The organism is Parasynechococcus sp. (genome assembly GCF_042954245.1).
GTDB lineage: Bacteria > Cyanobacteriota > Cyanobacteriia > PCC-6307 > Cyanobiaceae > Parasynechococcus.
Map to the genome: position 1 here is coordinate 1 of NZ_JBGKDP010000045.1, position 23,469 is coordinate 23,469.

Below are 23,469 nucleotides of genomic sequence, written 5' to 3' on the forward strand. Positions count from 1 at the left end.
CCGCCCACGCCGCGAGCGGCCAGACCCTGGATGGCGCCGATGCCGATGATATGGCCCAGGCTGGTGGTGCCGAGCAGGGCTGCGTGGCCCATGCCGCCGAAGAAGGAAGCGTTGGGGAGTGCAGCACCAACGTTGGGGTGCTTGATCGTGGCCTTGCCGACCATGATGGCAACCACATTGCAAAAGATCATCACCAAGGCGACCTTGGGAGACCAGGACACGGAAGCAGGAGCGATCGCGAAGAGGTGGGTCAGCATTCGAGCCAATGAGCGGCACCTCATCTTCCGGCGATGGCGACGCCTTACCTGCCTCTCTTAAGAGTTGTTCACCCTTTTTTGGGAGTTGGTAACAACAGTCCGACCACCAAAACCGTGTTGCTGAGGGTGAGAAAGGCTTCTGCTCCACCGTGCAACCAGTCAATCTCCACGAGTTCTGCTGAACAGCAGCGCAGGGCGGCAATGGCGGCACCAATCGTGACGGCCACAAACAGCAGGGTGAGCTGGAAGCCCCGTTCCGCCATCAGCGGAAGCGCTTCACCTTTTCGGAGCCAGTACAGAAACAGCAGATAGGGGATCAGCGAAGCCGCGAATAACGGTGCGGGATCAAAGCTCATGGAGCACTGACTCCGTCTACCACTCGCCGTCGCTGGAGGTGCCACGCCGCCAAGGCCAGGGTGCAGTTGCCAATCACGGTGAACAGGGCCTGAAGGGTCACCAGGCCCCGCAACGCCTCGCTGTTGTCAAACAGATGCCAGGTACAGGCGGCCATCGCACTGACGAGGGCCGGAAGCATGGCCCAGGCCATGCCCGGTAACCCGCGCCGATACATCAACACGATTGCCACGCACCACTCCACCACGGAGGTGATGTGGATCCACCAGGTTCCGAGCGACAACGCGTGCATGCCTTGAATCCTAGGAATCGGTTGATAATGCCTGGAGTGAACAGGCTGCTGCCCGTGGTCCGCCCCGCTGCACCTGTGTTGCTGCTTTGCGGCTACTACGGAGAGCAGAACCTCGGTGACGATGCACTACTTCAGGTGCTGGTGGCGTCACTTCCCCCGTCGCAGCAGCTGTTGATCACAGCCCGCGATCCGGCCCCCGTTCTGGCCCTGGCTCCGTCGGCGCAGACGGTGAAGCGCCGTTCCCTGCTGCTCTGTCTTCGTGCGGCCCTGAGGGCGGATGTTCTGGTGCTTGGTGGCGGCAGCCTGCTGCAGGACAGCACCAGCTTCAGCAGCCTTGTTTATTACCTGATGCTGATGGCGGTTGCCCGACTGGGTGGCGCCGAGCTGGTTCTCTGGGGGCAGGGCCTGGGTCCATTGCAGCGTCGGATCAGTCGGATGTTGGTTCGTGCGGTTTTGCCGTTCTGCAAGACAGCGAGTTGGAGGGATCAGCGCTCCTTTGATTGGGCTCAGTGCTGGGCCCCCAAGCTGCCGATGGTGCTGGCCGCCGATCCAGTCTGGCAGATGCCGGCGCGCCCTTGGCTCGGTGGCGACGCCATCGTGCTCAGCTGGCGTCCGACACCTCTGCTGGATCACGCGGGCTGGCGTCGCTTGACAGAAGCTCTGGATGGGCTGAGTGCCGACTTGGAGGCGCCGGTGATCTGGCTGGCGTTCCATCACCATCAAGACGCACCCCTGCTGCAGCACCTGAGTGATCAAGGTTTGCTGCCGGCGCGATTGAAGGCGCGCAGCTCAACCCTGGTGCCCCAGTCCCTGGAAGCGGTGTCCGACCTGGTGCAGCGGGCGCGCCTGGTGCTGCCGATGCGCTTGCATGCCCTGATCCTGGCCCGATTGGCCAACAGCCCCATGGCTGCCCTCAGCTACGACCCGAAGGTGGATGCCGCCGCGGCCATGGCCGCAGTGCCTTGCATCCCATTGCGGTCGCTTCCCTCTGTGGATGATCTGCTGACCCTTTGGAGGGCCGAAGTGGATCGTCCAGCGGATCCTGATCAGACCGACGCCTTGCGACGCCAGGCGTCAGCGCACAGCAAGCTTCTCAATCGGATGGCAGCCGACGGCCGCTGACGGCATTGAAGCGGTGCTCGCAAGCGCTGGGCAAACTGATGCGTGGTTCCGCCTCAATCGCTGTTTCTCCGGAGCAAACCAGCCGCAGGTCGCCTCGATCGCAGCGCACCAGCAACATCTGGTTGGCTCCGAACCATTCACGGCTGAGGATCGTGCAGGGCGAGCCCACCGGATCCAGTCGCAGATCGTCCGGTCGGATGCCGGTGATTACCCCGTCCTTGGCTGGCAGCAGATTCATCTGCGGGCGGCCGATGAACTGGGCGACATAAGTGCTGGCTGGTTGCAGGTACAGCTCGCGGGGCGTTCCGATCTGTTCAATGCTTCCCTCGCGCATCACAGCGATGCGATCGGCGAGCGCCATCGCCTCCTGCTGGTCATGGGTGACGTAAACCACAGGCTGTTCACCACCAATCATCAGGCGGCGCAATTGAGGTCGCAAGTCCTCGCGCAACTGGGCATCCAGATTGCTCATCGGCTCATCGAGCAGGTACACGAGGGGATCCCGCAACAGGGCTCGGGCCAGGGCGACCCGCTGACGCTGTCCGCCGGATAGTTGTGAGGGCCGTTGCCGGGCCTGCCCGCTGAGCTGCAACACCTCCAGGATGCTGCGGATCCGTTCATCGCGGGTGCCGGCTGTGCCGCCCCGGATGCGCAGCCCCAGTTCGAGGTTCTCCCACACATTCAGATGAGGGAACAGGGCATAGCTTTGAAACACCATCCCCACCCGGCGACGTTCAGCGGGCACGTCAACCATCTCCGCACCATTGATGCAAATCGAACCTTGATCGGGGTGATCGAGCCCGGCGATCAGGCGCAAGGCCGTGCTTTTCCCACAGCCGCTTGCCCCCAGCAGAGTAACGCATTCGCCGTTGGCCACATCGAGGTCGAGCTGGTTGAGAACCTGATGCTCGCCGAAGCGTTTGTTAATAGCCCGAAGTTCCAGTGTCATCCCTTGATGGCTCCGTTGGTGAGTCCACTGACGATCTGGCGCTGGAACACCAGCATCAGCACCAGAAGAGGAATGGCACCGAGCACGGTGGCTGCTGCGTAGGTGCCGTAGGGGACCGAGTAGGTGGATGATCCCGCAATTCGGGCCATCGCCACCGGCAATGTGAGCAGATCGCTGCGGCTCAGCCAGGTGAGGGCCACGGGGTATTCATTCCAGGCGAACAGGAACACCAGGATTGCCGTGCTGGCGGAGGCCGGAGCAATTAAGGGGAGCAGCACCCAGCGCAGCCGTTGCCATAGCGACAGCCCCTCCAGCTTTGCTGCGTTCTCGAGATCGTTAGGCAGGGCTTCAAACGCTGCCGTGAGCAGCAGCAGGGCTAGAGGCATTGACAGAGCGCTGTAGGGAATGGCGATGGCGATCAGGTTGTTGCCCAGCGCAAAGGTGCGGGCCAGTTCGAGCAGTGCCAGGAACACAAGTACATAAGGAAACAGGGCGGCTCCCACCACCGCGGCCCGGAGGCTTCCCTTCCACCGATCCGGGAGTTTGGCCATGCCGTAGGCGGCTGGGATGGCGAGCGTCAAGGTGAGCAGTGTGGTGAGGGAGGCCACCAAGCTGCTGTTGAACAGGTAACACCAGAACGGTGGATCGGTGCTGAGCAGATCCCGGTAGTTGTTGAGCGTCCAACGGCTCAACAAGCTCAGTTGGTCATTGACCAGGGCATCGGCGCTGGTGAAGGAGCTCACCAGCTGCCACAGCATCGGACCAAGGGACCAGACCAGCAGCAGTGCGATCCAGAGGGAACGTCGTGTCATCTGTCCATGCATCATCGGTCCAGGGGCCTCAGCAGACCGAAGCTCCTCAGTAGCAACGTGCCAGCCAGGATCAGCGCAGTGAGCAGCAGAAATCCCGCGAGGATCACCGTGGCGCTGTAGCCGAAATCAAGGAAGCGCATGCTGTTGAGGTAGGCATAGAGGGCGATGCTTTCGGTGCTGCCGGCGGGACCACCACCAGTGAGCACCTGCACCAGATCGAACACCCCGAAGGCCTGGGCCAAGCGGAACAGAAGGCTCAGCAGGATGTAGGGAAGCAGCAGCGGCAAGGTGACCCTGCGAAGCGCCTGAAGTGGCGTTCCCCCTTCCAGCCGAAAGGCGCTGTAGAGGTCGTCGGGAATGCTCTGGAGCCCCGCCAGAAGAATCAGCGTGATGAAGGGCGTTGTTTTCCAGACATCGGCAAACACGATCACCAGCCAGGTAATCGATGGGGTTGACAACAGATCCAGGGAGTTGAGGCCAAGGCTTCGCGCCAGCACCTCGATCGGGCCATAGGGGGTGTTGAAGATCCAGCGCCAGCCCAGGGCCATCATCGTTGTGGGCAGGGCCCAGGGCAGCAGGGTCAGTGCGCGAACGGCGCCTCTGCCGCGCCAGCGCTGGTGGAGCAGCAGCGCAATGGCCAGGGCCAACAGCAACTCCAAACCCACGGAGATCAGGGCGAAACGCGCGGTTTGTCCGGCATCCAGCCAGAAGCGCTGATCAGTCGCCAGTCGCCACCAGTTGGCCCCGCCGTTGGCCACCGGTTCAAGGCCGGTGAGAACGGAATCAGCGTGGAAGCTCAGCCAGGCGTAGCGAAGCATCGGCCAGCCGAAGACCACCGCGATCCACAGCAGCGCAGGAGCAGCCACGAGCATGGTCATGGCATGGCTCCCGCAGCAAGCAGCAGGGTCTGGCTCCGCTGCTGACTGGTGGCCATGGCCTCATCGGCGGACCCGGCAGCGGTGAACAAGCCGTTGAGTTCCCTCTGCACCACATCGCTCAGCTGGGCATACAGCGGGGTTGGCGGACGAACCACCGCATGGTTCAAGGCCGCCAACAGATCCGGCAGCACGGGCCAGGCCTTCAGCATCTCCGGGTCGTTGAACAGATCCGCTTGGATGGGGGTATAACCGTTGTTGAGAAAGCGCTCCCGCTGGGCGGCTTCGCTGGTGAGATAGCGAATTGCTTCTACCGCTGCCTCCTGGTGCTGCGATTGCCGCATCAGGCTCAGCCCCCAGCTGCCGAGGGTGGCTCCGGGACGTTCACCCGGTTGCGCCACCATTAGGCTGATACCGACGTTGCCTCTGACCTTGCTGTCGTCCTTCTGCAGTTCAGCCCAGGCGTAGGGCCAGTTGCGCATCAGAGCAGCATCCCCGGCTTTGAAGGCCTGAAGCGACTCCGCCTCGGCGTAATTGGTCACGGCATAAGGGCTGACGCCTTCGCCGATCAGATCGTTCAACCAGGCTGCGGCGGCCGTCGCCGCAGGCGAATCGAGCTTCATGGTGTTGTTGGTAGTGTCCATCCAGTCACCGCCGAAGCCCTGCAGCACTTCAAGAAAGTCGCAGCTCAGGCCTTCGTACTGACGCCCCTGCCAGACAAAACCGTTGGCAACGGCTTGGCTTTCAACGAGGCGTCCAGCAACGTCCACCAACGCCTCGGGCGTTGTCGGTGGCTGATTCATCAGATCCGTGCGCCAGTAGAGCAGTCCCACATCGGCCACCAAGGGCCAGCGGTAGAGATGACCGTCGTAGTCATTGCCCAGCCGTGCCCCTTGCACCAGCTGCTCCTGGTCGTCCTCATCAAACCAGGGATCCAGCGGTTCCAGCCAGCCGGCGGCGGCATATTTCGGCAACCAGGTGACATCCATCAACAGCGCGTCGAACGGCGCATCCCCGAGGAGAAGACTGCTGATCGCCAGGTCTGAAATCGATTCCGTGTTCAACGGACCTCGAATCAACTTGAGATGAATCCGGCCTCGATGCTCGCGGTTGAAAGCCTTCACCAGATCAGCACTGGCATCGGTGAAGGACGAGGGCATGAGGATGCTCACCTGCTCCGCTCGAAAGGAGGCTGATCCAACCAGAACTCCCAGGGCCATCACCAGCGCCAAGGTGCCGCCTACGAGCCAGCGGCGCAGTTTCATTGCGGGGTCGAGGGCGACAGGCCAGACATCTGTTCCTCCGCCCAGTCGCTAACCGTGTAGCTCTCCACGGCATCGATCATGCGGCTCATTCGGTCGCGCTGTTCGTCTTCATCCATTTTCAGTGCCGATTCGATAGCCTCATCCATGCGGCGATTCGAATACGGATTGGTGAGCACGGCGCCATCGAGCACAACTGAGGCCCCGGTGAATTCCGAGAGCACAAGAACCCCACCACGGTTGCGTCGAGCGGCGGCGTATTCCTTAGCCACCAGATTCAGTCCATCCCGCAGCGGTGTGATCCAGCAGACATCGGCATGGCAGAACCAGGCGATCATTTCGTCGTAGGGAATCCGGCGGGTAGAAAAGCGGATGGGGACCCAATCGATCTGGCTGAAGCGGCCATTGATTCGCCCGGCCATTTCCTCGATTGAGCGTTGGGTGTCTTCGTAGATCTTCATTCCACTGGCAGCGGCTACACAGGCCAGCATCAGCACCACCTGCCCGTGCAGATCCTTGCGTCGTTCCAACAGACGTTCAAAAGCCAGCAGCAACTCTTCGTTCCCCTTGGTGTAATCCACACGACTAGCGGAGAGGATCAGTTTTCGGCCTTTTTTGGTGTCTTGAACGATCAATTCGCCATGGCTTTCAACCGAAGGGCTCCAGCACAACTCCTGAATCAGATCCGGTGAGGTGCCCACCGGAGAGCTGAGTAGCTGAATGGTGCGGCCGTTGTGCTCGAGGTGACTGGTGACCGTGCCTTCCGACAGGGCGGTGCCGACCTCAATGAATTTCTTATCCACCGGGACTTTGGATCCACGTTTGGCGCCCACCAAGGTGGTGGCGGCACGGGCAAAGTTTTCTGTGTAGCGGGGAATATGAAAGCCGACGACATCACAACAGAGCAAGCTTTCAAGAATCTGCTCACGCCAGGGAAGGATGGCGAAAACATCATTCCCTGGGAAAGGAGTGTGATGGAAAAAGGCAATCTTCAGGTCTGGACGTTCGGTTCGGATGTATCCCGGAGCCAACCAAAGGTTGTAGTCATGCACCCACACCGTTGCGCCTTCAGCGGCTTCCGCACAGGCCGCCATGGCGAAACGTTTGTTGACCTCTTCAAAAATCTTCCAGTTTGCGTTGTTGACATTGAAATAAGTGGGAAATGTATGTAGAATTGGCCAAAAGCATTCTTTGGATGTGATGTGATAAAAACTGGAGATCTGTTCATCTTCTAAGGGGATTCGGCACAGAGTGAACGGCGAGGGGTTGTCCATATCAAACCGTTCTGTGCCCTCATTCGACTGATCGTTAACACGTCTCCAGGCAATCCAAGTGCCCTTTTTGCAGCTTCGAAAGAGATTACGAAGCGTCGGAATAATCCCGTTAGGGCTTTTTTGATCGACCCACATTCTTTTTCCGTTCTTGTCTTTTGATTCGTCGAACGGCGTGCGGTGGTAGAGGATTACGAACGAACTTTGACCCGTACCCATTTATTCGAACGTCGCTTCGTTCGGTCCACCATTCAGCAAAAGCCCTTTTTTGTCAAACGGTGGCTTTGTTCTGAAAAGACATCAACGAATCCAGCACCTCCCTGACGTAGACCGCTGGGTCGAACTGCCACCCAACGCTCACGCAAGACCCCGTCGGGGTCGGGATTGATCAGGAAGGTGAGCGTAGCGAGTATGGAGCCATCCAGGACCCGTAGGCCTTGCTCATAGTTCAGTCGGGATCCGACAGCAGAGGGAAGCTCAACCCCTCGCTTTCACAGAAGGATTTGTGGTCGTCAACGCTGTCGGCGCTGATGCCGCTCACCTCGACTCCAGCCTGAAGGAAGCCGTTGTGGAGGCTTTCGAAGCCCCTGGCTTCGATTGTGCATCCGCCGGTGAACCCTTGGGTAGAATGAGCCGTAAGCGAGCGGCCGCGTAGATCACGGTTGCTCGCTTGCTTCCGATCGGGTTCGGACTGGCTGGATCCGGGCAGATCAAAATCGGAAACGGTCGCGCCTGTTTCCAAAACAACACCCCCGAGGGCCGAAGCCCGCGAGGGTGAAAGCGTCAGAGCTGCAAAGAAAATGCCGGACTTGACTAGTATTTCCGCCGATTCACCCGTTCAAGATCTCAGATTTTGGCCAGGTTAATGCCCAAAGACTTGGCATAGGCGCCCAGGCCTTTCTTCTGGATGGTTTTCAGGGCACGGGTGGTGACACGCAGCTTCACCCAGCGGTTGCCTTCCGCCCACCAGAGGCGTCGCTGCTGCAGGTTGGCCTGCTGCAGCTTCTTGGTGCGGATGTGGGAATGGCTCACGGCCATGCCGTTGTTGGCGCGAGTACCGGTGAGCTGACATACCCGTGACATGACGATGTCCTTCTACTGAGAGGTTGTTTGGAGCTGAAGAAACCAGTTCCAAACAATCAATTTAGCAAAAGATCTTCAGCTCAAAGTCCTCTTTGCATCAAGGCACCCATCAACTCAGCACTCCGGGTCTGGAATCCGGTCAGCTCATTGGGCTTAAGCCCTCCGACGCCCAGCCGCGCCATGTCATACAGATGACGGGCCACATCCTCGGCCAGGGTTGCGGTTGGAGACGTTTCCGCTGTTCCCACCAGCACGCCCCCGGCACGCAACTTCAACATCCCCTCCACGAGTGGATGCCGCCGGTTCACCAGCAGAACGTGATGCTCCGGAAGGCCCGGCAGGCGTTGTTCCATCAAGGCGCCCATGTCGTTCAGCCGACGCATCTGTTCCGGCAAAAGAATCATTGCCGGCGGTGCCCCCTCGGCTTTCAGTGCCTGCACCTGAACGGTCACCTTGTCGTTGGCCAGGGCCTCTTTGATCAGATCCCGCAGTCGGTCTGACTCCGTGGTGCCGTCCTGATCGGTGAGTTCAGCGTCGTTGTCCTTGAGGCTCTCGTCCAGTTCCGAGTCGACGCGCTGGAAGGTGAGTTTCTCGTGGCGACGTTCCAGCCAGGGGATGAACTGGGTGTCGATCACCGTCTCCAGCTTCAGTACCTCTGCGCCCTGGGAGGTCCAGAGATTGAGCGCTCCAGCCTGAACAACGTCATCAGTGCTGTAGAGCACGCGCTTGTTCTGATCCGCGGCCAGTCGGTTGCGGTATCCCTCCAGGGTGGTCAAGGCACTGCCATCGCAGGCGATTGGGTCAGCGTCGTCCCCTTCCCCCGCCGCAGCGGTGGTGGCGAACAGGATCAATTCAGACACCTGCTCGGCGAACTTCTCGTCTTCCATGGCGCCGATCTTCACGAAAGGTGCCAGAGCATCCCAGGCCTCGGCGTAGCCCTTGGGATCCTCCTTTTTCAAGTTCCTCAGCCGGTCGGACACTTTCTTGGCGACGAAGTTGCCGATCGAGCGGACGCGTCGGTCGGTCTGCAGGGCACTGCGGCTCACATTCAGAGGGATGTCGGCTGAATCGATCACCCCCCGCAGGGGCAACAGATAGCGCGGAACTACTTCCTTGATCGAATCGCTGACGAACACCTGGTTGCAGTACAGCTTGATTTCCCCCTTCTCCCAGTCGGTACGACCGGTCTGCTTGGGGAAGAAAAGAATGCCCTGGAGGTTGTAGGGATAGTCGGTGTTGAGGTGAACCCAGAGCAGGGGGTCGCCCTGGAAGGGATACAGGTAGTGGTAGAGATCGATGTAATCCTGATCACTCAGATCTCTGGCGCTTTTGCGCCAGGGGGTATCCATCTTGTTGATGGTTTCCCCTTCCAGCTGCACCGGTACTGCCATGAAGTCGCAGTAAGTGTTGATAAGGGTGCGGATCCGAGCCGGTTCGAGATATTCGAGCTCGTCCTCCATCAGATGAAGGATCACGTCCGTGCCGGGCTGCTCTTTCTCGGCGGCCGTGAGGTTGAAGTTCGGGGAACCATCACAGCTCCAGCGCACAGCTTCAGTTTCGGGCCGGGCTGAACGGGTCAGCAGCTCGACCCGCTCGGCCACCATGAAGCTGGAGTAGAAGCCCAGGCCGAAGTGGCCAATGATGGCGTCGTTTTCCTGTTTGTACTTCTCCAGGAAATCCTCTGCACTGGAGAAAGCCACCTGATTGATGTAGCGCTTCACCTCATCGGCGGTCATGCCGATGCCGTTGTCGCTGATGGTGACCGTCTTGGCCTCACGATCCACCGTGATCCGGATGGCTCCGTCATCCCCTTCGCTGCAATCGCCAGCCATGGCAGCCATCCGGCGCTTGCTGATGGCGTCCACACCATTACTGACCAGCTCCCGCAAAAACACCTCGTGGCCTGAATAGACGGCCTTCTTGATGATTGGGAAAATATTTTCGGTGTGGATCTGAATCTGACCCTGTTCCTCCAGCACCGCCATTCCTTTGCTGTGAAAAACCAGACACTAGAGACAGGTTTCACCCCGGCTCAACGGCTGTTTCAGGGGGGTTCTCCGTACCTCGTTCCAGCTCATCAGGGCGTCTTCTGAAGGTCTGGACGCTCCTCGGCAACGATGGCCCCCTCAACGGGACACACCTGCAGGCAGATGCCGCAATCGATGCAGGTGTCGAAATTGATCCAGTAGAAGTCGGTTCCCTTTTTGTTCTTTCCTTTTCCTTGGTCGATGCAGACCACGGGGCATGCATCAACGCAGTCAGCGACGCCCTCGCAAACGTCAGTGACGATGGAATGAGCCATAGAGATCCTGCTGCACAGCGGGATCCTAAGGATCGACCCAATCCAGCTGCAGACCACCCTGGGCCTTCGCCTGCTGTTCAGCTTCCTTCTTAGACGCCAATGGTTCTAGGGCTATCACTGCTGTTCGACCCTGCTCATGCCAGCTGCGCTGACGTTCCATGGCGGATTCAAGATTCGAGGCCTTTGAAAAGGCAACGAGAACATCGGACTGCTGTTGCTCGGCAGTATCCAGGTCCGAAATCAGTTCGCGGATCGGGTCGATCGCCAGACTGAACCCGGCGCCAAAAGCCCGCTTATCCGTCGCGCCGCATCGGCGCACCAGATCGTCGTAACGACCGCCGCGGGCAATCACCACCGGTGAACTGCGGCCATCACAGACCAGCTGGAACACCAGGCCGGTGTAGAGCTCGAAATGGGGTTGGAAGGTTGGGTCCAGCTGGATCGTCACCGCCTGAGCCTGAGCCGCCGAGGCCAGATGGGCGCAGAGGCGACGCAGCTCGTCGAAGACCGGCTGCTCCCCGCAGAGGCTGGTGAGCTGCGCCAGCACCTGGTCGGGGGTGCCGCGGCAGTCCATCAGGGAGAGAAGCCTGGTCTTCTCACCGTCAGCCAGATCGAAGCTCTCGATGGCCAAACGGTCGAAATCGATCAGTGCCGTGCGGATCTGATCACGCAACGCACCACTAAACGGACGAAGCACCAGATCCATTAGGGCGGTGTGTCCCAGCAACAGTCTTGGTTTCTGGCTGGCCTTCAGCCCCAGGGTCTGAACAGAGGCCATCAATAGGCTGAGCAGCTCCATCTCCGCTTCGCTGCCGCTGACACCGAACAGTTCAACGCCGCTCTGCAGGTTTTCTTCAATGCACTGCCCCCCCTCATCGGCGGAACGGGTGCGGAACACCGTGCCGAAGGCCCAGAGCCGCAGCGGTCTCTGGCGATCTGCAAATCGGGTGCAGGCGGCTCTGGCGATGGAGGCCGTCATCTCCGGTCGCAGCCCGAGGGGATCATCGGCCACCAGACGAACAATGTCTGCACTATCGATGGCACCGCCGGCCATCAGGGTGGCCAGGCGTTCCACCCGGGGTGGCGACACCTCGTCGTAGCCCCAGAGGCGGTAGACCGACGCAAGACGTTCCGTTAGCTGTCGGTTGGTCTCCACCTGGCGTGGATTCAGATCCTTTGCGCCAGCTGCAGGTTGCAGCGCCATCTCACGTCCTCTCGGCCACGCCTCAGGATCCCATGGCCGTGACCTCGGGCGCACCGAAGGCGGCTCCCGGCAGTGGTTTCACCTGAGACAACCCATCGGTGATCGCCGCATGCAGACTGGCGCCAGCGGCAACGACCCGGCCTCTGGAGAGGTCGAAGGGTCGATTGCCATACCCGGTGACGGTTCCACCGGCCAGATCCACCAACGCCACTCCAGCCGCCAGATCCCAGGGAGAGAGGCCCCTCTCCCAGTAGCCGTCCTGGCGGCCAGCGGCCCCAGAGGCCAGGTCCACCGCTGCAGCACCGCCCCGGCGCACGCCGTGGGTGCGATGGGTGAACCAGCAGAACTCGGCGTAGTTGTTGTCGAGTCGGGTGTGCCGGTCGTAAGCGAAACCGGTCACGAGCAGGGAGTCTTCGAGCCGTTCGCAGTCGCTCACCTGCAAGGGGCTGTCGTTGCAGAACGATCCGATCCCCGGTGCCCCCCAGTACATCTCCTTGAGAAAGGGCACAGCGATGGCCCCGAGAATTGGTTGCTGGCCCAGGGTGAGCCCGATCGAGGTAGCAAAGAAGGGATAGCCGTGGGCGAAGTTCGTTGTCCCATCGAGAGGGTCAACACACCATCTCAGTCCGTCCTGCTGACCGGCTGCCCCGCTTTCCTCTGCCAGCACAGCAATTTCAGGGGTCTGCTTCGCCAGCAGCTTCAAGACGATGCGTTCGGCTGCAACGTCGGCATTGGTGACCAGGTCGCCGATGCGCCCTTTGCTTTCGATGGACGACAGGCAGCCGTAATGGCGCATCAGTTCCTGGCCACCGGCATCGGCCGTTGAGCGGGCCACAGCGACAAGACGCTCCAGGTCGCTTGAGGTAAGACCGCCCTCGCGGGCGGCCCGACTGCAGATCGATTCCTGCATGCTCACTCCTCCTCGAGGGGAATTCGAGCGGTGACGCGCCCTTTGCCGAAGTGGCGTCCGAACTGGAGCTCGTACACCTCATCCTCATCCTGGGTTTCAGCTTCCAGGGGGCCGACGGCGCGGGCCACACAAAGAAGGCCATAGCCCTTGGCCCGCAGCTCCCGCGACAGACCCATGGCTTCACGCTGGTCGAGGGTACCGCTCTGCACGCGAACGGCGCACTCAGTGCAGCATCCGTTCCTGCAGGAGAAAGGAAGTGGGTCGCCCTGTTCTTCGAAGCTGTGCAGGATGTAGTCCCCTTCTGGGACGTCGTGGGTGATGGTGCGACCCTCCTGGCGCCAGTGAATCGTGATCCTGTGGCTGGGACGCATGAAGGTCTGCCGGCAGTGCCCTGCTACATTCTCACCTGCCCCATTTAGCCGGTGGAGAGCTGGCCGAGTGGTCGAAGGCGCAGCACTGGAAATGCTGTATAGGGGCAACTCTATCGAGGGTTCGAATCCCTCGCTCTCCGCTTCTCCGGTCCTTCAGGACCGGATTTTTTTTGCCCATCTGAGGCCTGAACAACAACCACGGTCTTGGCCGGGTCTGATGACAGAAGATCAGCCGAAGCGACCGGAAACGTAGTCCTGGGTGGCCTGCTGTTGGGGGGCGTTGAAGATCTTGTCGGTGTCGTTGAATTCCACGAGGTAACCCACCTTTCCTGTTCCGCCTTCAACGGCCTCTGCGTTGTAGAAGGCGGTCATGTCACTGACGCGAACGGCCTGCTGCATGTTGTGGGTCACGATCACGATGGTGAAGCTCTTCTTGAGCTCATGCATCGTCTCCTCGATCTTCAAGGTGGAGATGGGGTCGAGGGCTGAACAGGGCTCATCCATGAGGATCACTTCCGGCTGGATCGCGATCGTGCGGGCGATGCAAAGGCGCTGTTGTTGTCCGCCGGACAGCGAATAACCGCTCTCATTCAGCTTATCTTTGCACTCATCCCAAACTGCAGCCTGGCGAAGGGAGCGTTCAACAAGCTCATCCATGTCTCCCGTGTAGCCGTTGATGCGAGCACCGAAGGCGATGTTTTCGTAGATGCTCTGTGGGAATGGATTGGGTTGTTGGAACACCATCCCAATCCGGCGGCGCACTTCCACGGGATCAATCCTGGGCTTGTAGAGGTCAATACCCCCAAACAGGATGCTCCCCTTAAGTGAGCAGCCTTCGATTAGATCGTTCATTCGATTCAATGAACGAAGCACCGTGGACTTGCCACAGCCGGATGGGCCAATGAAGGCTGTCACCTTGCCGCGGGGAATCTCGCAATAGACATTTTTGACGGCTTCAAAATTACCGTAGCTGATCGTGACGTTCTGCAGGGAAAGAGCGACATCTGTGTTGTGAAACTCGGTGACTTGAGGCTGTTGAAAAGTCGTCATTATTTTACGTAGGAAGTGGTTTGTTTGGCAGCAAATTGCGCCAGCCAGCGGGAGAGGAGGTTCAGAGCCAGAATCATCACCACGAGTACAAACGATGCGGCCCACGCCAACTCATTGTGAAATTCGTAGGGCATGATCGCGAAGTTGTAGATCATCACCGAAAGGGTTGCGATTGGAGCGAAGATCCCTTCCGGTGTGAGCAGATCCGACCAGAACGGTGAGAACAGTGCTGTGAAGATCAAAGGTGCTGTTTCCCCTGCTGCCCTGGCGATGCCAAGAACAACTCCTGTTGCGATCGGAGTTAATGCGGTAGGGAGCGTGATTCGAACAACGGTGACGAACCGGGACGCCCCCACTCCGAGGGCACCACGTCGAAGATCGTCGGGTACCAGCTTTAACCCTTCATCGGTCGTTTTGATCATTGTGGGAATCATCAGCACAGCCAGTGCCATGCCACCGGCCACGGCGCTGTAGGCGTTCCCGAACAGAATTCGGCTGGTGACGATGGTTCCATAGATGAACACACCGGCGATGATCGATGGCACTCCGGCCAGCACATTGGTGCCGAATCGGATGAACTGAGCGAACCATCCCGAACGGGAGTATTCAGCCAGAAACACGCCGCCGCCAACGCCCACCGGAACGGCGATCAGTGCGGCGATGGCCGTCACCACCAGCGTTCCGACGATCGCATTAGCGATCCCGCCGTCTTCGAAGCCTGGTGGCGGTGGAAGTTGCGTCAGCAAGCCAAGGCTGATCTTGCTGCCCCCCTGCACGAGCACATAACCCAGCACTAGGATCAAGGGCAGAACAGCGATGACGGCAAACAGGGCCGCCAGGAACGAGAAGGCCCTGCTGCTGATGTTTCTGCGTTGAAAGGGCTTGTAGCTGAGGTCAGATGCTGCCTCAACTTTGTTTTGGGTGAGCGTCTGCGTCATGTCAGTACTTCAGGCTCAAACGCTTCACGATCCACTGAGCAAAAATATTCACGCACAAGGTGAGAACAATCAACACGAACGCTGCATACATCAGTGATGACACTTGGGAGCCGTCCGCCTCACCAAATTGATTGGCCAACATCGCCGCGATGGTGTTGCCGGGTGCCAGCAGGGACACACTGAAGTTGTTCGAATTGCCGATGATCATCGTCACCGCCATGGTCTCACCCATGGCCCGGCCCAACGCCAACATCACACCACCAATGATGCCGGAAATCGCTGCCGGGAGAATTACATTGATGATGGCCTCCCAGCGTGTTGTGCCAATCCCATAGGCCGCCTGGCGTAGTTGCGGTGGAACCTGATTCAGGCAATCACGGGAGATCGCCGTGATGATCGGCAGGATCATCACCACCAGGATCAATACCGCAGGAATGGTGCCTGGACCCATCGGTGGGGTGCTGAACAGGGGGAACCAGTTGAACAGCTGATAGAGCAGTTCAAGCCCAGGCCTGATGAAAGGTTCCATCACGAAAATGGCCCAGAGGCCAAGCACCACCGATGGAATAGCCGCGAGCAGTTCCACCATCAGGCCGATCACGTCTCGCATCCGCTTAGGGATGATGTCTTCGGTGATGAAAATGGCTGTGCCGACCCCGAGGGGCACCGCGATCAACAAGGCCAGCAGCGATGTGATCAAGGTGCCGTAGATCGCGGCCCCGGCCCCGTACTGATCGTCCACGGGATTCCAGTTTGAGGTGACCAGAAATTGCCAGCCGTAGCGGGCCATGGAATCCAGGCTCCCCTGGAAAACGACCAGAAGGATGGAGAACAGAATGATCGCCACGACGGAGGCCATGGCGATGGCGAGATTTCTGAAACTGATGTCCACCAACTTTTCCGCTGGTGGACGGCTTCGGAGCAAGTAACGACTGTCCGCGTCGAACATGCATCCAATGGCGCGCCCTTACAACGTATGACCCGAACCGCTGGAGGTCATTAAGAACGGCTTAAGCGGGGGCTGGAGCCGGTTTAAACCTGCCGTTAGCGTGGGGATCAAGTTTTCAGGGATATGGGGCGGATCGTCGGAATCGATCTGGGGACCACCAATTCGGTTGTCGCTGTGCTGGAGGCAGGTCGTCCCCACGTGATCGCCAATGCCGAGGGTGGCCGAACCACCCCATCTGTTGTCGGATACACCAAGGATCAGGAACTGCTGGTGGGGCAGCTGGCCCGGCGCCAGCTGGTGCTCAGCCCCCGTAATACCTTCTCCAACCTGAAGCGGTTCGTCGGCCGGGACTGGGACGAACTGGAAAACAGCAGCCTGTCGGTTCCCTACACGGTTCGTGCCAACGACCAGGGGCAGGTCCGGGTGCCCTGTCCGGTGACCGAGCGGGAGTATGCACCGGAAGAGCTGGTGGCCAGCATCATCCGCAAACTGGTTGACGATGCGTCCACCTACCTGGGTGAACCGGTGGAAGCGGCGGTGGTGACCGTGCCCGCTTATTTCAATGACGCGCAGCGCCAAGCCACCCGCGACGCCGGACGCTTGGCCGGCATCTCGGTGGAGCGCATTCTCAATGAGCCCACTGCGGCTGCTCTGGCCTATGGCTTTGACCGCAGCGCCGTCAAACGCGTGCTTGTCTTCGACCTGGGTGGAGGCACCTTTGACGTGTCGCTGCTGCGCATCGCCAATGGAGTTTTTGACGTCAAGGCGACGAACGGCGACACCCAACTCGGCGGCAATGATTTCGATCAACGCATCGTCAACTGGCTGGCTGATGCCTTCGAAGAAAAGCACAAGGTTGATCTACGGCGCGATCGTCAGGCTCTGCAGCGGTTGACGGAAGCTGCTGAGAAGGCGAAGCAGGAACTTTCCGGTGTGCTGAGCGCCCCGATTTCACTTCCCTTCATCGCCACCGGCAGCGATGGTCCTCTCCACATCGAAACCCGCCTGGACCGCGCCACCTTCGAAGGCCTCTGTCCCGATGTGCTGGATCGTCTGCTGAGTCCAGTCCAGGCAGCACTCCGTGACTCCGGTTGGTCGGCTGACGACATCGATGACGTCGTGCTGGTGGGTGGTGCCACGCGGATGCCGATGGTTCAGCAATTGGTGCGCACCTTGGTGCCGATCGATCCCTGCCAATCGGTGAACCCTGACGAGGTGGTGGCGATCGGTGCTGCGGTGCAGGCCGGAATCCTCACCGGTGAACTCAGAGATCTGCTGCTCAACGACGTCACCCCCCTGTCGCTGGGACTGGAGACGATCGGTGGATTGATGAAGGTCCTGATTCCCCGCAACACGCCGATCCCCGTGCGTCAGTCGGATGTGTTCAGCACCTCGGAAGCCAATCAGTCGTCCGTGGAAATCCATGTCTGGCAAGGGGAGCGCCAGATGGCGACGGACAACAAATCCCTCGGTCGTTTCCGGCTCTCCGGGATTCCACCGGCCCCGCGGGGGGTCCCCCAGGTGCAGGTGGCCTTCGACATCGATGCCAATGGCCTGCTGCAGGTCAGTGCCACCGACCGCACCACGGGCCGCAAACAGTCGGTGTCGATCCAGGGCGGCTCGAATCTCAATGAGGAGGATGTGACCGCTCTGCTGGCGGAAGCGGAAGCCAGGGCTGATGAGGACAGGCGCAAACGCAACCAGATCGAGCGCCGTAACCGGGCTCAGACCCTGCTCGCTCAGGCGGAACGGCGGTTGCGGGATGTCTCGCTCGAGCTTGGGCCCTATGGAGCTGAACGCCAGCAACGGGCCGTTGAAATGGCCATGCGTGACGTGCAGGACTGCCTCGCCAACGACGACCTTCAGGAGCTTGATCTCTGCGTGAGTGGCCTCGAGGAGGCGTTGTTCGGGCTGAACCGTCGTCTGTCGGCGGAACGTCAGGCCGATGGCAGCCCGCTTCAGGGGATTCGCAACACCCTGGGCTCCCTCAAAGATGAGCTGTTTGCGGACGGCTGGGACGACGACCCTTGGGGTCCCCCCAGCCGTCCGGGTGAACGTGGCCGTGCTCTGAGCCGTCGTGACCCTGCACCTTGGGACGATGACATCTACCGCTGAGCCTGATTACTGGTCTCTGCTGGGGGTCGATTCCGACTGCACGGATCAGCAACTGAAACGAGCCTTTCGCCGGGAGGCGCGCCGCTGGCATCCCGATCTCAACAGCAATGATCCCGTTGCTGAAGAGCGCTTCAAGTTGGTCAATGAGGCCTACGCGGTGCTCAGTGATCCCCGCCGGCGTGAGGCCTGGCAGCGGGGGGATTGTTCCAGCGTGGATGTTGCCGATCCTTTTGCCCAGGGCTTCCCTGATTTTGAGGACTACCTCGATGTGATCTTCAGCGGCGGATCAGGCCGATCGAGGGCTGAGGCCGACATGAAAACCGATTCACCCTTCCGGGGTGATGACGCCAGCCGTGAAACCAGAGGCCATGAACCTCCAGTGTCGGCACCGCCGCCGCCGCCGCCGGTGCGTGCCGTGGAAGATCTCGAGTCGGTGGTTCATCTCACCCCGGATCAGGCTCTCCAGGGAACCGTGGTAGAACTGACGCTCGATGACGGTACAGTGATCCAGCTGAACACGCCCCCCTTTGCAGGTGATGGATGGCGTCTGCGGCTTGAAGGCGTTGCCCCCGGTGGCCGTGATCATTTCCTGCAGCTCCGGGTTGTGACCGACGACGGGCTGCGGATTGACGGTCTGCGGGTGCTCTACAAGCTGATGCTGTTCCCGCCGGATGCGGCCCTCGGCTGCGCTGTGGATGTGCCGACCCTGGATGGCCTTGTGACGCTGCAGGTTCCTCCAGGCTCATCCAGTGGACGTTTGCTGCGGCTGCGGGGGCGCGGGCTGCAGCTGGATGACGAGCGGGGTGACCAGTTGGTGGAGATCGTTGTGGTGATTCCGTCGGATCTTGGTGATGCGGAACGGGCCCTCTACCGGCGCCTTCAGGAACTGGCGAGCGAATCCGAGCAGGGTGGTTGACGATGGGTGAGACTCCGGACCGGTTGATCTGACGGTTTTCCCGATGCGCGTCCACGTCCTGCTCTTTGATGCCGGTACGGATAGCGAAGGCATCCACTCGCTTGAAATCGCCGGACGAACTGTGGTTCTATTGTTTGAGAACCCCGACGATGCCGAGCGTTATGCTGGCCTTCTGGAGGCCCAGGACTTTCCGGTTCCCACGGTGGAGGCCCTCGACCGTGAAGATGTGGATCTGTTCTGCCGTGAGGCCGGCTACGAGGCCCGCCTGATCGAGTCGGGCTTTGTACCCAGCAACGATGAGGAGCGTCTGTTCATGGCGCCGCCCCAGAGCAACCGCGATGTGAGCAACTGGAAGGACGACGCGGTTACGGACGACGCGATGGCAGAGCGGCAGGCCGTGGAGCCGACGCGCCAGGGACTGGAGACCGAACTGGAATCGAATCCTGAACTGGATGAGCTGCGGCGGCGCCTGGAGGGTCTGCTCTGAGCCATGGCCGTGTTTGACCCCAATCTGCAGCCCTCCAGCGACCGTGGCCATCTGCTCACTGAGCAGACTAACCAGCGCAGTTCACGCCTGGATCAACTCGACACCCTGGCGCTGGTGGAGTTGTTTGCGGACGAGGATCGTCGCTCCCAGGAAGCGGTCGCCGCGGTGGCTCCGACCCTGGCCCAGGCGGTTGATGCCGTTGCCGAGCGCCTCCGTGCCGGTGGCCGCCTCTTCTATCTCGGTGCTGGCACCTCCGGGCGGCTGGGAGTGTTGGACGCCGCGGAATGCCCGCCCACCTTCTGCAGTGATCCCCAGCAGGTACAGGGGATTCTTGCCGGTGGTTCCGCCGCGCTGCTGCGCAGCTCCGAAGGGCTTGAGGACATTGAGGCCGCCGGTCGCGCTGCTCTGGAGGAGCGGGGCTTCTGCGCCAAGGACTGCCTGGTGGGCATCGCTGCCGGCGGCACCACCCCCTACGTGCGCGGTGGGTTGGCGTTCGCCAAAAGGCTCGGAGCCCTTGCTATCGCCATGGCCTGCGTTCCGACGGAGCAGGCACCTCTGCCCTGCGACATCGACATCCGCTTGATCACGGGCCCTGAGCTGCTGACGGGATCCACTCGGATGAAAGCCGGAACCGCCACAAAGTTGGCGTTGAACACCCTCTCCACCGCCGTGATGGTGAAGCTGGGCAAGGTTTACGGTAATCGCATGGTGGACGTGGCCGCCAGCAACAGCAAGCTGGTGGACCGCTCATTGCGGATATTGCGTGATCTGGCAGGCGTGGAGCGAGAACGGGGGCTGACTCTGCTCGAGGAGGCCGGCGGATCGGTGAAACTCGCCTTGCTGATGGCCGCTGCTTCGTTGTCGGTGGATCGGGCCGCAGCCCTTCTGCAGCAGCATGACCAACAGCTACGGCCTGCCTTGGCCGCCTGCGGCGTTCAGCTGGCGGAGGCCTGATTGAACGGTCCCCAATAGGGGGTGGTGAACAGATCGAGGTTGGACCGGGTCTGTGCCGGCACTTGATCCCTGGGCGTGATCAGGGCATCGGCGAGGGCTGTATGGGCCGGCGAGGCGGGAGGCTCCTGCTTGAGCCGCTGCATCAATCCACTGAGGATCGGTTCGGTGGCTGAGGCATTGGCCTGAAGGTTGCCGATCACCATATCCACCGAGACGGCGTTGTGGTCGTCGTGCCAGCAGTCGAAGTCGGTAACCATGCTCAACGAGGCATAGGCCAGTTCAGCTTCCCGGGCCAGGCGGGCTTCGGTGTGATTGGTCATGCCGATAACCGAACAGCCCCAGGAGCGATACAGCTTGCTTTCGGCCCGGGTGGAGAAGGCGGGGCCCTCCATGCAGAGATAGGTGCCACCGCGGTGCAGCTGTCGACCCTCCGGCAAGCCTTGCTCGGCGACATCGGCCAGCAGGGCACTCAACTGGGGGCAGAAGGGGTCCGCAAGGCTGACGTGGGCCACGCAGCCGTTGCCGAAGAAACTGGCCGGCCGATCACGGGTGCGGTCGATGAACTGATCGGGCACGACCATGTCGCGCGGCTGCAGATGCCCCTGCAGCGACCCCACCGCTGAGAGGGAGATCAGCCAGCGCACCCCCAGCGAACGCATCGCCCAGATGTTGGCCCGATAGGGCACTTCACTGGGAAGCAGATGGTGGTGGCGGCCGTGGCGGGCCAGGAAGACGGTCTCGACCCCCTCGAGCTCTCCCTGTCGCAGTTGATCAGATGGTGCTCCGAAAGGGGTATCAACCGAGCGTTCCTCCACCTGGCGCAAGCCGGGGATCGAATAGAGGCCACTGCCGCCGATCACACCGACGCGGGCTTGGGAGAGGTCGGGCATGCTCAGCGTCTCTTTACACTCCAATTTTGCTCGCGCCACCATGACCAAGGCCTTGATGGACACTGAAGCAGGCCTGATCGAGCTCGAGCTGTTCGAAGTCGATGCCCCGAACACCGTCACCAACTTCGTGAAGCTGGCCAAGGACGGCTTCTACGACGGTCTGGCCTTTCACCGCGTCATCCCCGGCTTCATGGCCCAGGGGGGATGCCCCAACAGCCGTGAGGGCGCCCGGGGCATGGCTGGTACCGGAGGTCCCGGCTACCAAATCGATTGCGAGATCAACCAGCAGAGGCACCAGGCCGGCACCTTGGCCATGGCCCATGCCGGTCGCAACACCGGTGGCTCACAGTTCTACATCTGCCATGAGGCCCAGCCCCACCTCGATGGGGTGCACACCGTGTTTGGCCACACCGGCAACATGGACGTGGTGCTGAAGCTGGCCAACGGTTCCAAGATCAACAAAGTGACGATCCAGGAAGGCTGATCAGCTCCGGGTCCAGTGCAGCAGTGACGGGCCGTTTTCCAGCAGTCCGTCACTGGCCAAGTTGATCAACTCCTTGAGTTGATGCTCCACCCGTTCGAGGGTATGGGGCGGGTGCAGGGCCATCCGCTCGGTGGGAACGCGCATCAGACCAACACGTTCGGTCGCCGCCAGGGCCGCCACGCTCTTGAGCAGGAGGGCTGCATCAGCACCGTCGGGAATCAATTTCCAGACGAATTGCGGTCGATCCCACAACGCTAGGAGGCGTGGTTCATGCAGGGCCTCGAGGCTGAAGTCTTGGCGCTGGGCGATGGCTTCCACTTCCTGGCGGATGGTGGGCCAGCTTTCCGGCCCCACGTTCACCGCCAGGGCCAGCACCACGCATGGACTCTCGGATTCGAACAGGTGCCCGAGCTTCTCCCGCTTGGCCGCGAGGTAGTCGGCGTTGTGGGCGCCGGGGTCCATCACCAGCGGCACCCGCTCCTCCACCTGCAGGCCATAGCCGCCGAGGCCGGCGATCTTGCGGGGGTTGTTGGTGAGCAGCCGCAGCCGGTGGATGCCGAGGTCGGAGAGGATCTGCGCGCCAACGCCGTAGTTGCGGAGATCAGCAGGGAAGCCAAGCCGCTCATTGGCTTCAACGGTATCAAGCCCTGCTTCCTGGAGGCTGTAGGCCTTCAATTTGTTGATCAGGCCGATGCCCCGACCTTCCTGGCGCAGGTAGACGACCACACCCTCGCCTTCCGCCTCGATCTGGCGCAGGGCCGCCTCCAGCTGGGGCCGGCAATCACAGCGAAGTGAGCCGAAGGCATCCCCAGTGAGGCATTCCGAATGCATGCGCACCAGCACGGGCTCGCTCAGGGCATTGGGCTCACCTTTGATCAGAGCAACGTGTTCGGAGCCATCCAGTTCGTTGCGGTATCCAACTGCCTGAAAGCTGCCGAAACGGCTGGGCATCTGGGCCTGGGCCATGCGGCGGACGAAGCGTTCGTTCTCCAGCCGGTAGCGGATCAGGTCAGCAATGCTGATCAGCTTCAGCCCCCAGCGATCGGCGTAGCTGCGCAGCTCTGGTAAGCGGGCCATGGAGCCATCGCTGTTCTGGATTTCACAGATCACTCCTGAAGGGCTGAGGCCCGCCAGCTGAGCCAGATCCACAGCAGCTTCGGTGTGACCGGCCCGTTTGAGCACGCCGCCGGGGCGGGCGCGCAGGGGAAAGATGTGCCCAGGGCGGCGTAGTTCCGCTGGCCGCGTGGCTGGGTTGAGGGCCACCTGAATCGTGGCGGCACGGTCTTCGGCCGAGATGCCGGTGGTCACCCCATGCTCAATGCCGGCATCGATGCTCACGGTGAAGGCCGTTTCGTTGGCATCGGTGTTGCGGTCCACCATCAGCGGCAGATCCAGTTCGTCCAGCCGCTGCCCCTCCATGGCGAGGCAGATCAAGCCCCGTGCCTCGGTGGCCATGAAGTTGATCGCTTCCGGTGTGGCGAACTGGGCCGCACAGATCAGATCACCTTCGTTCTCCCGTTGTTCGTCGTCCACCACGACAACGCACTCCCCATTGCGGATCGCCGCAAGGGCGTCACTGATGGCATCAAACGCGATGGGTTCGTTCGCGGGGTCAAGGGAAC

The 23,469-nt window shown here is 60.9% G+C and carries 26 protein-coding genes and 1 tRNA gene; 7 read left to right on the forward strand and 20 right to left on the reverse strand.

The window, feature by feature from the left end; genetic code table 11:
* From psaK to ACGVJ8_RS01875, 3 genes are all read right to left on the reverse strand, one after another.
* The coding region (gene psaK, locus ACGVJ8_RS01865) for a photosystem I reaction center subunit PsaK (RefSeq protein ID WP_392345222.1) at positions 1 to 257 on the reverse strand (257 nt) is incomplete at its 3' end.
* A gap of 68 nt (positions 258 to 325) precedes the next feature.
* Positions 326 to 613 carry a DUF3593 domain-containing protein gene (locus tag ACGVJ8_RS01870; RefSeq protein WP_392345223.1) on the reverse strand — a complete coding sequence of 96 codons (288 nt, stop codon included), beginning with the start codon at positions 611 to 613 and terminating at the stop codon, positions 326 to 328.
* Entirely contained in the window at positions 610 to 903 is a 294-nt protein-coding gene (locus tag ACGVJ8_RS01875) for a DUF2499 domain-containing protein (RefSeq protein ID WP_392345224.1), read from the reverse strand. The genes ACGVJ8_RS01870 and ACGVJ8_RS01875 overlap by 4 nt, the downstream gene beginning before the upstream one ends.
* 54 nt (positions 904 to 957) lie before the next feature.
* On the opposite strand from ACGVJ8_RS01875, the gene csaB reads away from it, so the two are divergent.
* Entirely contained in the window at positions 958 to 2,025 is a 1,068-nt protein-coding gene (csaB, locus tag ACGVJ8_RS01880; protein ID WP_392345225.1) for a polysaccharide pyruvyl transferase CsaB, read from the forward strand.
* On the opposite strand, the gene ACGVJ8_RS01885 is transcribed toward csaB, so the two are convergent.
* From ACGVJ8_RS01885 to ACGVJ8_RS01940, 12 genes are all read right to left on the reverse strand, one after another.
* The gene (locus ACGVJ8_RS01885; protein WP_392345226.1) at positions 1,997 to 2,974 is read right to left on the reverse strand and encodes an ABC transporter ATP-binding protein; all 978 of its coding nucleotides are present in this window, start codon (positions 2,972 to 2,974) and stop codon (positions 1,997 to 1,999) included. The genes csaB and ACGVJ8_RS01885 overlap by 29 nt on opposite strands.
* Positions 2,971 to 3,786: a carbohydrate ABC transporter permease gene (locus ACGVJ8_RS01890; protein ID WP_392345227.1), complete on the reverse strand. Its 816-nt coding sequence runs from the start codon at positions 3,784 to 3,786 to the stop codon at positions 2,971 to 2,973. The genes ACGVJ8_RS01885 and ACGVJ8_RS01890 overlap by 4 nt, the downstream gene beginning before the upstream one ends.
* Before the next feature lie 11 nt (positions 3,787 to 3,797).
* Positions 3,798 to 4,664, reverse strand: a complete 867-nt coding sequence (locus ACGVJ8_RS01895; RefSeq protein ID WP_392345228.1) for a carbohydrate ABC transporter permease — start codon at positions 4,662 to 4,664, stop codon at positions 3,798 to 3,800.
* On the reverse strand, positions 4,661 to 5,926 hold the full coding sequence (locus tag ACGVJ8_RS01900; RefSeq protein WP_392345229.1) for an ABC transporter substrate-binding protein: 1,266 nt from the start codon (positions 5,924 to 5,926) through the stop codon (positions 4,661 to 4,663). Before ACGVJ8_RS01900 ends, ACGVJ8_RS01895 begins: the two co-directional genes overlap by 4 nt.
* Positions 5,923 to 7,413, reverse strand: coding sequence for a glucosylglycerol-phosphate synthase (ggpS, locus tag ACGVJ8_RS01905; RefSeq protein WP_392345230.1), 1,491 nt, complete (start codon positions 7,411 to 7,413; stop codon positions 5,923 to 5,925). The genes ACGVJ8_RS01900 and ggpS overlap by 4 nt, the downstream gene beginning before the upstream one ends.
* Positions 7,414 to 7,642: 229 nt before the next feature.
* Complete coding sequence (locus tag ACGVJ8_RS01910) at positions 7,643 to 7,936, reverse strand: redoxin domain-containing protein (RefSeq protein WP_392345231.1); 294 nt, start codon at positions 7,934 to 7,936, stop codon at positions 7,643 to 7,645.
* Positions 7,937 to 8,040: 104 nt separating this feature from the next.
* Entirely contained in the window at positions 8,041 to 8,277 is a 237-nt protein-coding gene (gene rpmB / locus ACGVJ8_RS01915) for a 50S ribosomal protein L28 (RefSeq protein ID WP_006850205.1), read from the reverse strand.
* A gap of 80 nt (positions 8,278 to 8,357) precedes the next feature.
* Complete coding sequence (htpG, locus tag ACGVJ8_RS01920) at positions 8,358 to 10,262, reverse strand: molecular chaperone HtpG (protein WP_392345232.1); 1,905 nt, start codon at positions 10,260 to 10,262, stop codon at positions 8,358 to 8,360.
* Positions 10,263 to 10,354: 92 nt separating this feature from the next.
* On the reverse strand, positions 10,355 to 10,579 hold the full coding sequence (locus ACGVJ8_RS01925; protein WP_392345233.1) for an indolepyruvate ferredoxin oxidoreductase subunit alpha: 225 nt from the start codon (positions 10,577 to 10,579) through the stop codon (positions 10,355 to 10,357).
* 25 nt (positions 10,580 to 10,604) lie between these two features.
* Positions 10,605 to 11,783, reverse strand: coding sequence for an ATP phosphoribosyltransferase regulatory subunit (locus tag ACGVJ8_RS01930; RefSeq protein ID WP_392345234.1), 1,179 nt, complete (start codon positions 11,781 to 11,783; stop codon positions 10,605 to 10,607).
* Positions 11,784 to 11,805: 22 nt separating this feature from the next.
* Positions 11,806 to 12,693: an inositol monophosphatase family protein gene (locus ACGVJ8_RS01935; protein WP_392345235.1), complete on the reverse strand. Its 888-nt coding sequence runs from the start codon at positions 12,691 to 12,693 to the stop codon at positions 11,806 to 11,808.
* A gap of 2 nt (positions 12,694 to 12,695) precedes the next feature.
* Positions 12,696 to 13,064 carry a 2Fe-2S iron-sulfur cluster-binding protein gene (locus ACGVJ8_RS01940; protein WP_392345236.1) on the reverse strand — a complete coding sequence of 123 codons (369 nt, stop codon included), beginning with the start codon at positions 13,062 to 13,064 and terminating at the stop codon, positions 12,696 to 12,698.
* A 53-nt stretch (positions 13,065 to 13,117) separates the two neighbouring features.
* Here ACGVJ8_RS01940 and ACGVJ8_RS01945 point away from each other — a divergent pair.
* Positions 13,118 to 13,204 (forward strand) — tRNA-Ser (locus tag ACGVJ8_RS01945).
* Between the two features lie 88 nt (positions 13,205 to 13,292).
* Here the strand turns inward: ACGVJ8_RS01945 and pstB are convergent.
* The 3 genes from pstB to pstC are packed head-to-tail and all read right to left on the reverse strand — an operon-like array spanning position 13,293 to position 16,001.
* The gene (pstB, locus tag ACGVJ8_RS01950; RefSeq protein WP_392345237.1) at positions 13,293 to 14,114 is read right to left on the reverse strand and encodes a phosphate ABC transporter ATP-binding protein PstB; all 822 of its coding nucleotides are present in this window, start codon (positions 14,112 to 14,114) and stop codon (positions 13,293 to 13,295) included.
* Entirely contained in the window at positions 14,114 to 15,052 is a 939-nt protein-coding gene (gene pstA / locus ACGVJ8_RS01955) for a phosphate ABC transporter permease PstA (RefSeq protein ID WP_392345238.1), read from the reverse strand. The genes pstB and pstA overlap by 1 nt, the downstream gene beginning before the upstream one ends.
* A gap of 1 nt (position 15,053) precedes the next feature.
* Positions 15,054 to 16,001, reverse strand: a complete 948-nt coding sequence (pstC, locus tag ACGVJ8_RS01960) for a phosphate ABC transporter permease subunit PstC (RefSeq protein ID WP_392345239.1) — start codon at positions 15,999 to 16,001, stop codon at positions 15,054 to 15,056.
* Positions 16,002 to 16,124: 123 nt separating this feature from the next.
* On the opposite strand from pstC, the gene dnaK reads away from it, so the two are divergent.
* From dnaK to murQ, 4 genes are read left to right on the forward strand one after another with little or no spacing between them, the layout of a single operon-like run.
* Positions 16,125 to 18,116: a molecular chaperone DnaK gene (gene dnaK / locus ACGVJ8_RS01965; protein ID WP_392345240.1), complete on the forward strand. Its 1,992-nt coding sequence runs from the start codon at positions 16,125 to 16,127 to the stop codon at positions 18,114 to 18,116.
* On the forward strand, positions 18,100 to 19,032 hold the full coding sequence (locus ACGVJ8_RS01970) for a DnaJ domain-containing protein (RefSeq protein WP_392345241.1): 933 nt from the start codon (positions 18,100 to 18,102) through the stop codon (positions 19,030 to 19,032). The genes dnaK and ACGVJ8_RS01970 overlap by 17 nt, the downstream gene beginning before the upstream one ends.
* A gap of 43 nt (positions 19,033 to 19,075) precedes the next feature.
* Complete coding sequence (locus ACGVJ8_RS01975) at positions 19,076 to 19,519, forward strand: DUF3110 domain-containing protein (RefSeq protein WP_392345242.1); 444 nt, start codon at positions 19,076 to 19,078, stop codon at positions 19,517 to 19,519.
* Between the two features lie 3 nt (positions 19,520 to 19,522).
* A complete protein-coding gene (murQ, locus tag ACGVJ8_RS01980; RefSeq protein WP_392345243.1) occupies positions 19,523 to 20,473 on the forward strand; it encodes an N-acetylmuramic acid 6-phosphate etherase in 951 nt (316 codons plus the stop codon).
* On the opposite strand, the gene mtnP is transcribed toward murQ, so the two are convergent.
* Positions 20,455 to 21,363, reverse strand: coding sequence for an S-methyl-5'-thioadenosine phosphorylase (mtnP, locus tag ACGVJ8_RS01985; protein WP_392345245.1), 909 nt, complete (start codon positions 21,361 to 21,363; stop codon positions 20,455 to 20,457). The genes murQ and mtnP overlap by 19 nt on opposite strands.
* Before the next feature lie 40 nt (positions 21,364 to 21,403).
* Here mtnP and ACGVJ8_RS01990 point away from each other — a divergent pair, with 40 nt between their 5' ends.
* Positions 21,404 to 21,847, forward strand: a complete 444-nt coding sequence (locus ACGVJ8_RS01990) for a peptidylprolyl isomerase (protein ID WP_392345244.1) — start codon at positions 21,404 to 21,406, stop codon at positions 21,845 to 21,847.
* On the opposite strand, the gene ribBA is transcribed toward ACGVJ8_RS01990, so the two are convergent.
* Positions 21,848 to 23,443 (reverse strand): bifunctional 3,4-dihydroxy-2-butanone-4-phosphate synthase/GTP cyclohydrolase II, encoded by a 1,596-nt coding sequence (gene ribBA, locus ACGVJ8_RS01995; protein ID WP_392345246.1) that lies wholly within the window; start codon positions 23,441 to 23,443, stop codon positions 21,848 to 21,850.
* Positions 23,444 to 23,469: the final 26 nt, after the last annotated feature.

What these genes read in the sequence shown, in the direction of transcription:
- ACGVJ8_RS01900 (WP_392345229.1), bottom strand. Translation starts at nt 5,926, where the DNA reads ATGAAACTGCGCCGCTGGCTCGTAGGCGGCACCTTGGCGCTGGTGATG.
- murQ (WP_392345243.1), top strand. Translation starts at nt 19,523, where the DNA reads ATGGCCGTGTTTGACCCCAATCTGCAGCCCTCCAGCGACCGTGGCCAT.
- ACGVJ8_RS01895 (WP_392345228.1), bottom strand. Translation starts at nt 4,664, where the DNA reads ATGACCATGCTCGTGGCTGCTCCTGCGCTGCTGTGGATCGCGGTGGTC.
- ACGVJ8_RS01935 (WP_392345235.1), bottom strand. Translation starts at nt 12,693, where the DNA reads ATGCAGGAATCGATCTGCAGTCGGGCCGCCCGCGAGGGCGGTCTTACC.
- mtnP (WP_392345245.1), bottom strand. Translation starts at nt 21,363, where the DNA reads ATGCCCGACCTCTCCCAAGCCCGCGTCGGTGTGATCGGCGGCAGTGGC.
- htpG (WP_392345232.1), bottom strand. Translation starts at nt 10,262, where the DNA reads ATGGCGGTGCTGGAGGAACAGGGTCAGATTCAGATCCACACCGAAAAT.
- ACGVJ8_RS01970 (WP_392345241.1), top strand. Translation starts at nt 18,100, where the DNA reads ATGACATCTACCGCTGAGCCTGATTACTGGTCTCTGCTGGGGGTCGAT.
- pstC (WP_392345239.1), bottom strand. Translation starts at nt 16,001, where the DNA reads ATGTTCGACGCGGACAGTCGTTACTTGCTCCGAAGCCGTCCACCAGCG.
- pstB (WP_392345237.1), bottom strand. Translation starts at nt 14,114, where the DNA reads ATGACGACTTTTCAACAGCCTCAAGTCACCGAGTTTCACAACACAGAT.
- ggpS (WP_392345230.1), bottom strand. Translation starts at nt 7,413, where the DNA reads ATGGGTACGGGTCAAAGTTCGTTCGTAATCCTCTACCACCGCACGCCG.
- ACGVJ8_RS01940 (WP_392345236.1), bottom strand. Translation starts at nt 13,064, where the DNA reads ATGCGTCCCAGCCACAGGATCACGATTCACTGGCGCCAGGAGGGTCGC.
- ACGVJ8_RS01875 (WP_392345224.1), bottom strand. Translation starts at nt 903, where the DNA reads ATGCACGCGTTGTCGCTCGGAACCTGGTGGATCCACATCACCTCCGTG.
- ACGVJ8_RS01885 (WP_392345226.1), bottom strand. Translation starts at nt 2,974, where the DNA reads ATGACACTGGAACTTCGGGCTATTAACAAACGCTTCGGCGAGCATCAG.
- rpmB (WP_006850205.1), bottom strand. Translation starts at nt 8,277, where the DNA reads ATGTCACGGGTATGTCAGCTCACCGGTACTCGCGCCAACAACGGCATG.
- ACGVJ8_RS01975 (WP_392345242.1), top strand. Translation starts at nt 19,076, where the DNA reads ATGCGCGTCCACGTCCTGCTCTTTGATGCCGGTACGGATAGCGAAGGC.
- ACGVJ8_RS01870 (WP_392345223.1), bottom strand. Translation starts at nt 613, where the DNA reads ATGAGCTTTGATCCCGCACCGTTATTCGCGGCTTCGCTGATCCCCTAT.
- ACGVJ8_RS01990 (WP_392345244.1), top strand. Translation starts at nt 21,404, where the DNA reads ATGACCAAGGCCTTGATGGACACTGAAGCAGGCCTGATCGAGCTCGAG.
- dnaK (WP_392345240.1), top strand. Translation starts at nt 16,125, where the DNA reads ATGGGGCGGATCGTCGGAATCGATCTGGGGACCACCAATTCGGTTGTC.
- ACGVJ8_RS01925 (WP_392345233.1), bottom strand. Translation starts at nt 10,579, where the DNA reads ATGGCTCATTCCATCGTCACTGACGTTTGCGAGGGCGTCGCTGACTGC.
- pstA (WP_392345238.1), bottom strand. Translation starts at nt 15,052, where the DNA reads ATGACGCAGACGCTCACCCAAAACAAAGTTGAGGCAGCATCTGACCTC.
- ACGVJ8_RS01890 (WP_392345227.1), bottom strand. Translation starts at nt 3,786, where the DNA reads ATGACACGACGTTCCCTCTGGATCGCACTGCTGCTGGTCTGGTCCCTT.
- ACGVJ8_RS01930 (WP_392345234.1), bottom strand. Translation starts at nt 11,783, where the DNA reads ATGGCGCTGCAACCTGCAGCTGGCGCAAAGGATCTGAATCCACGCCAG.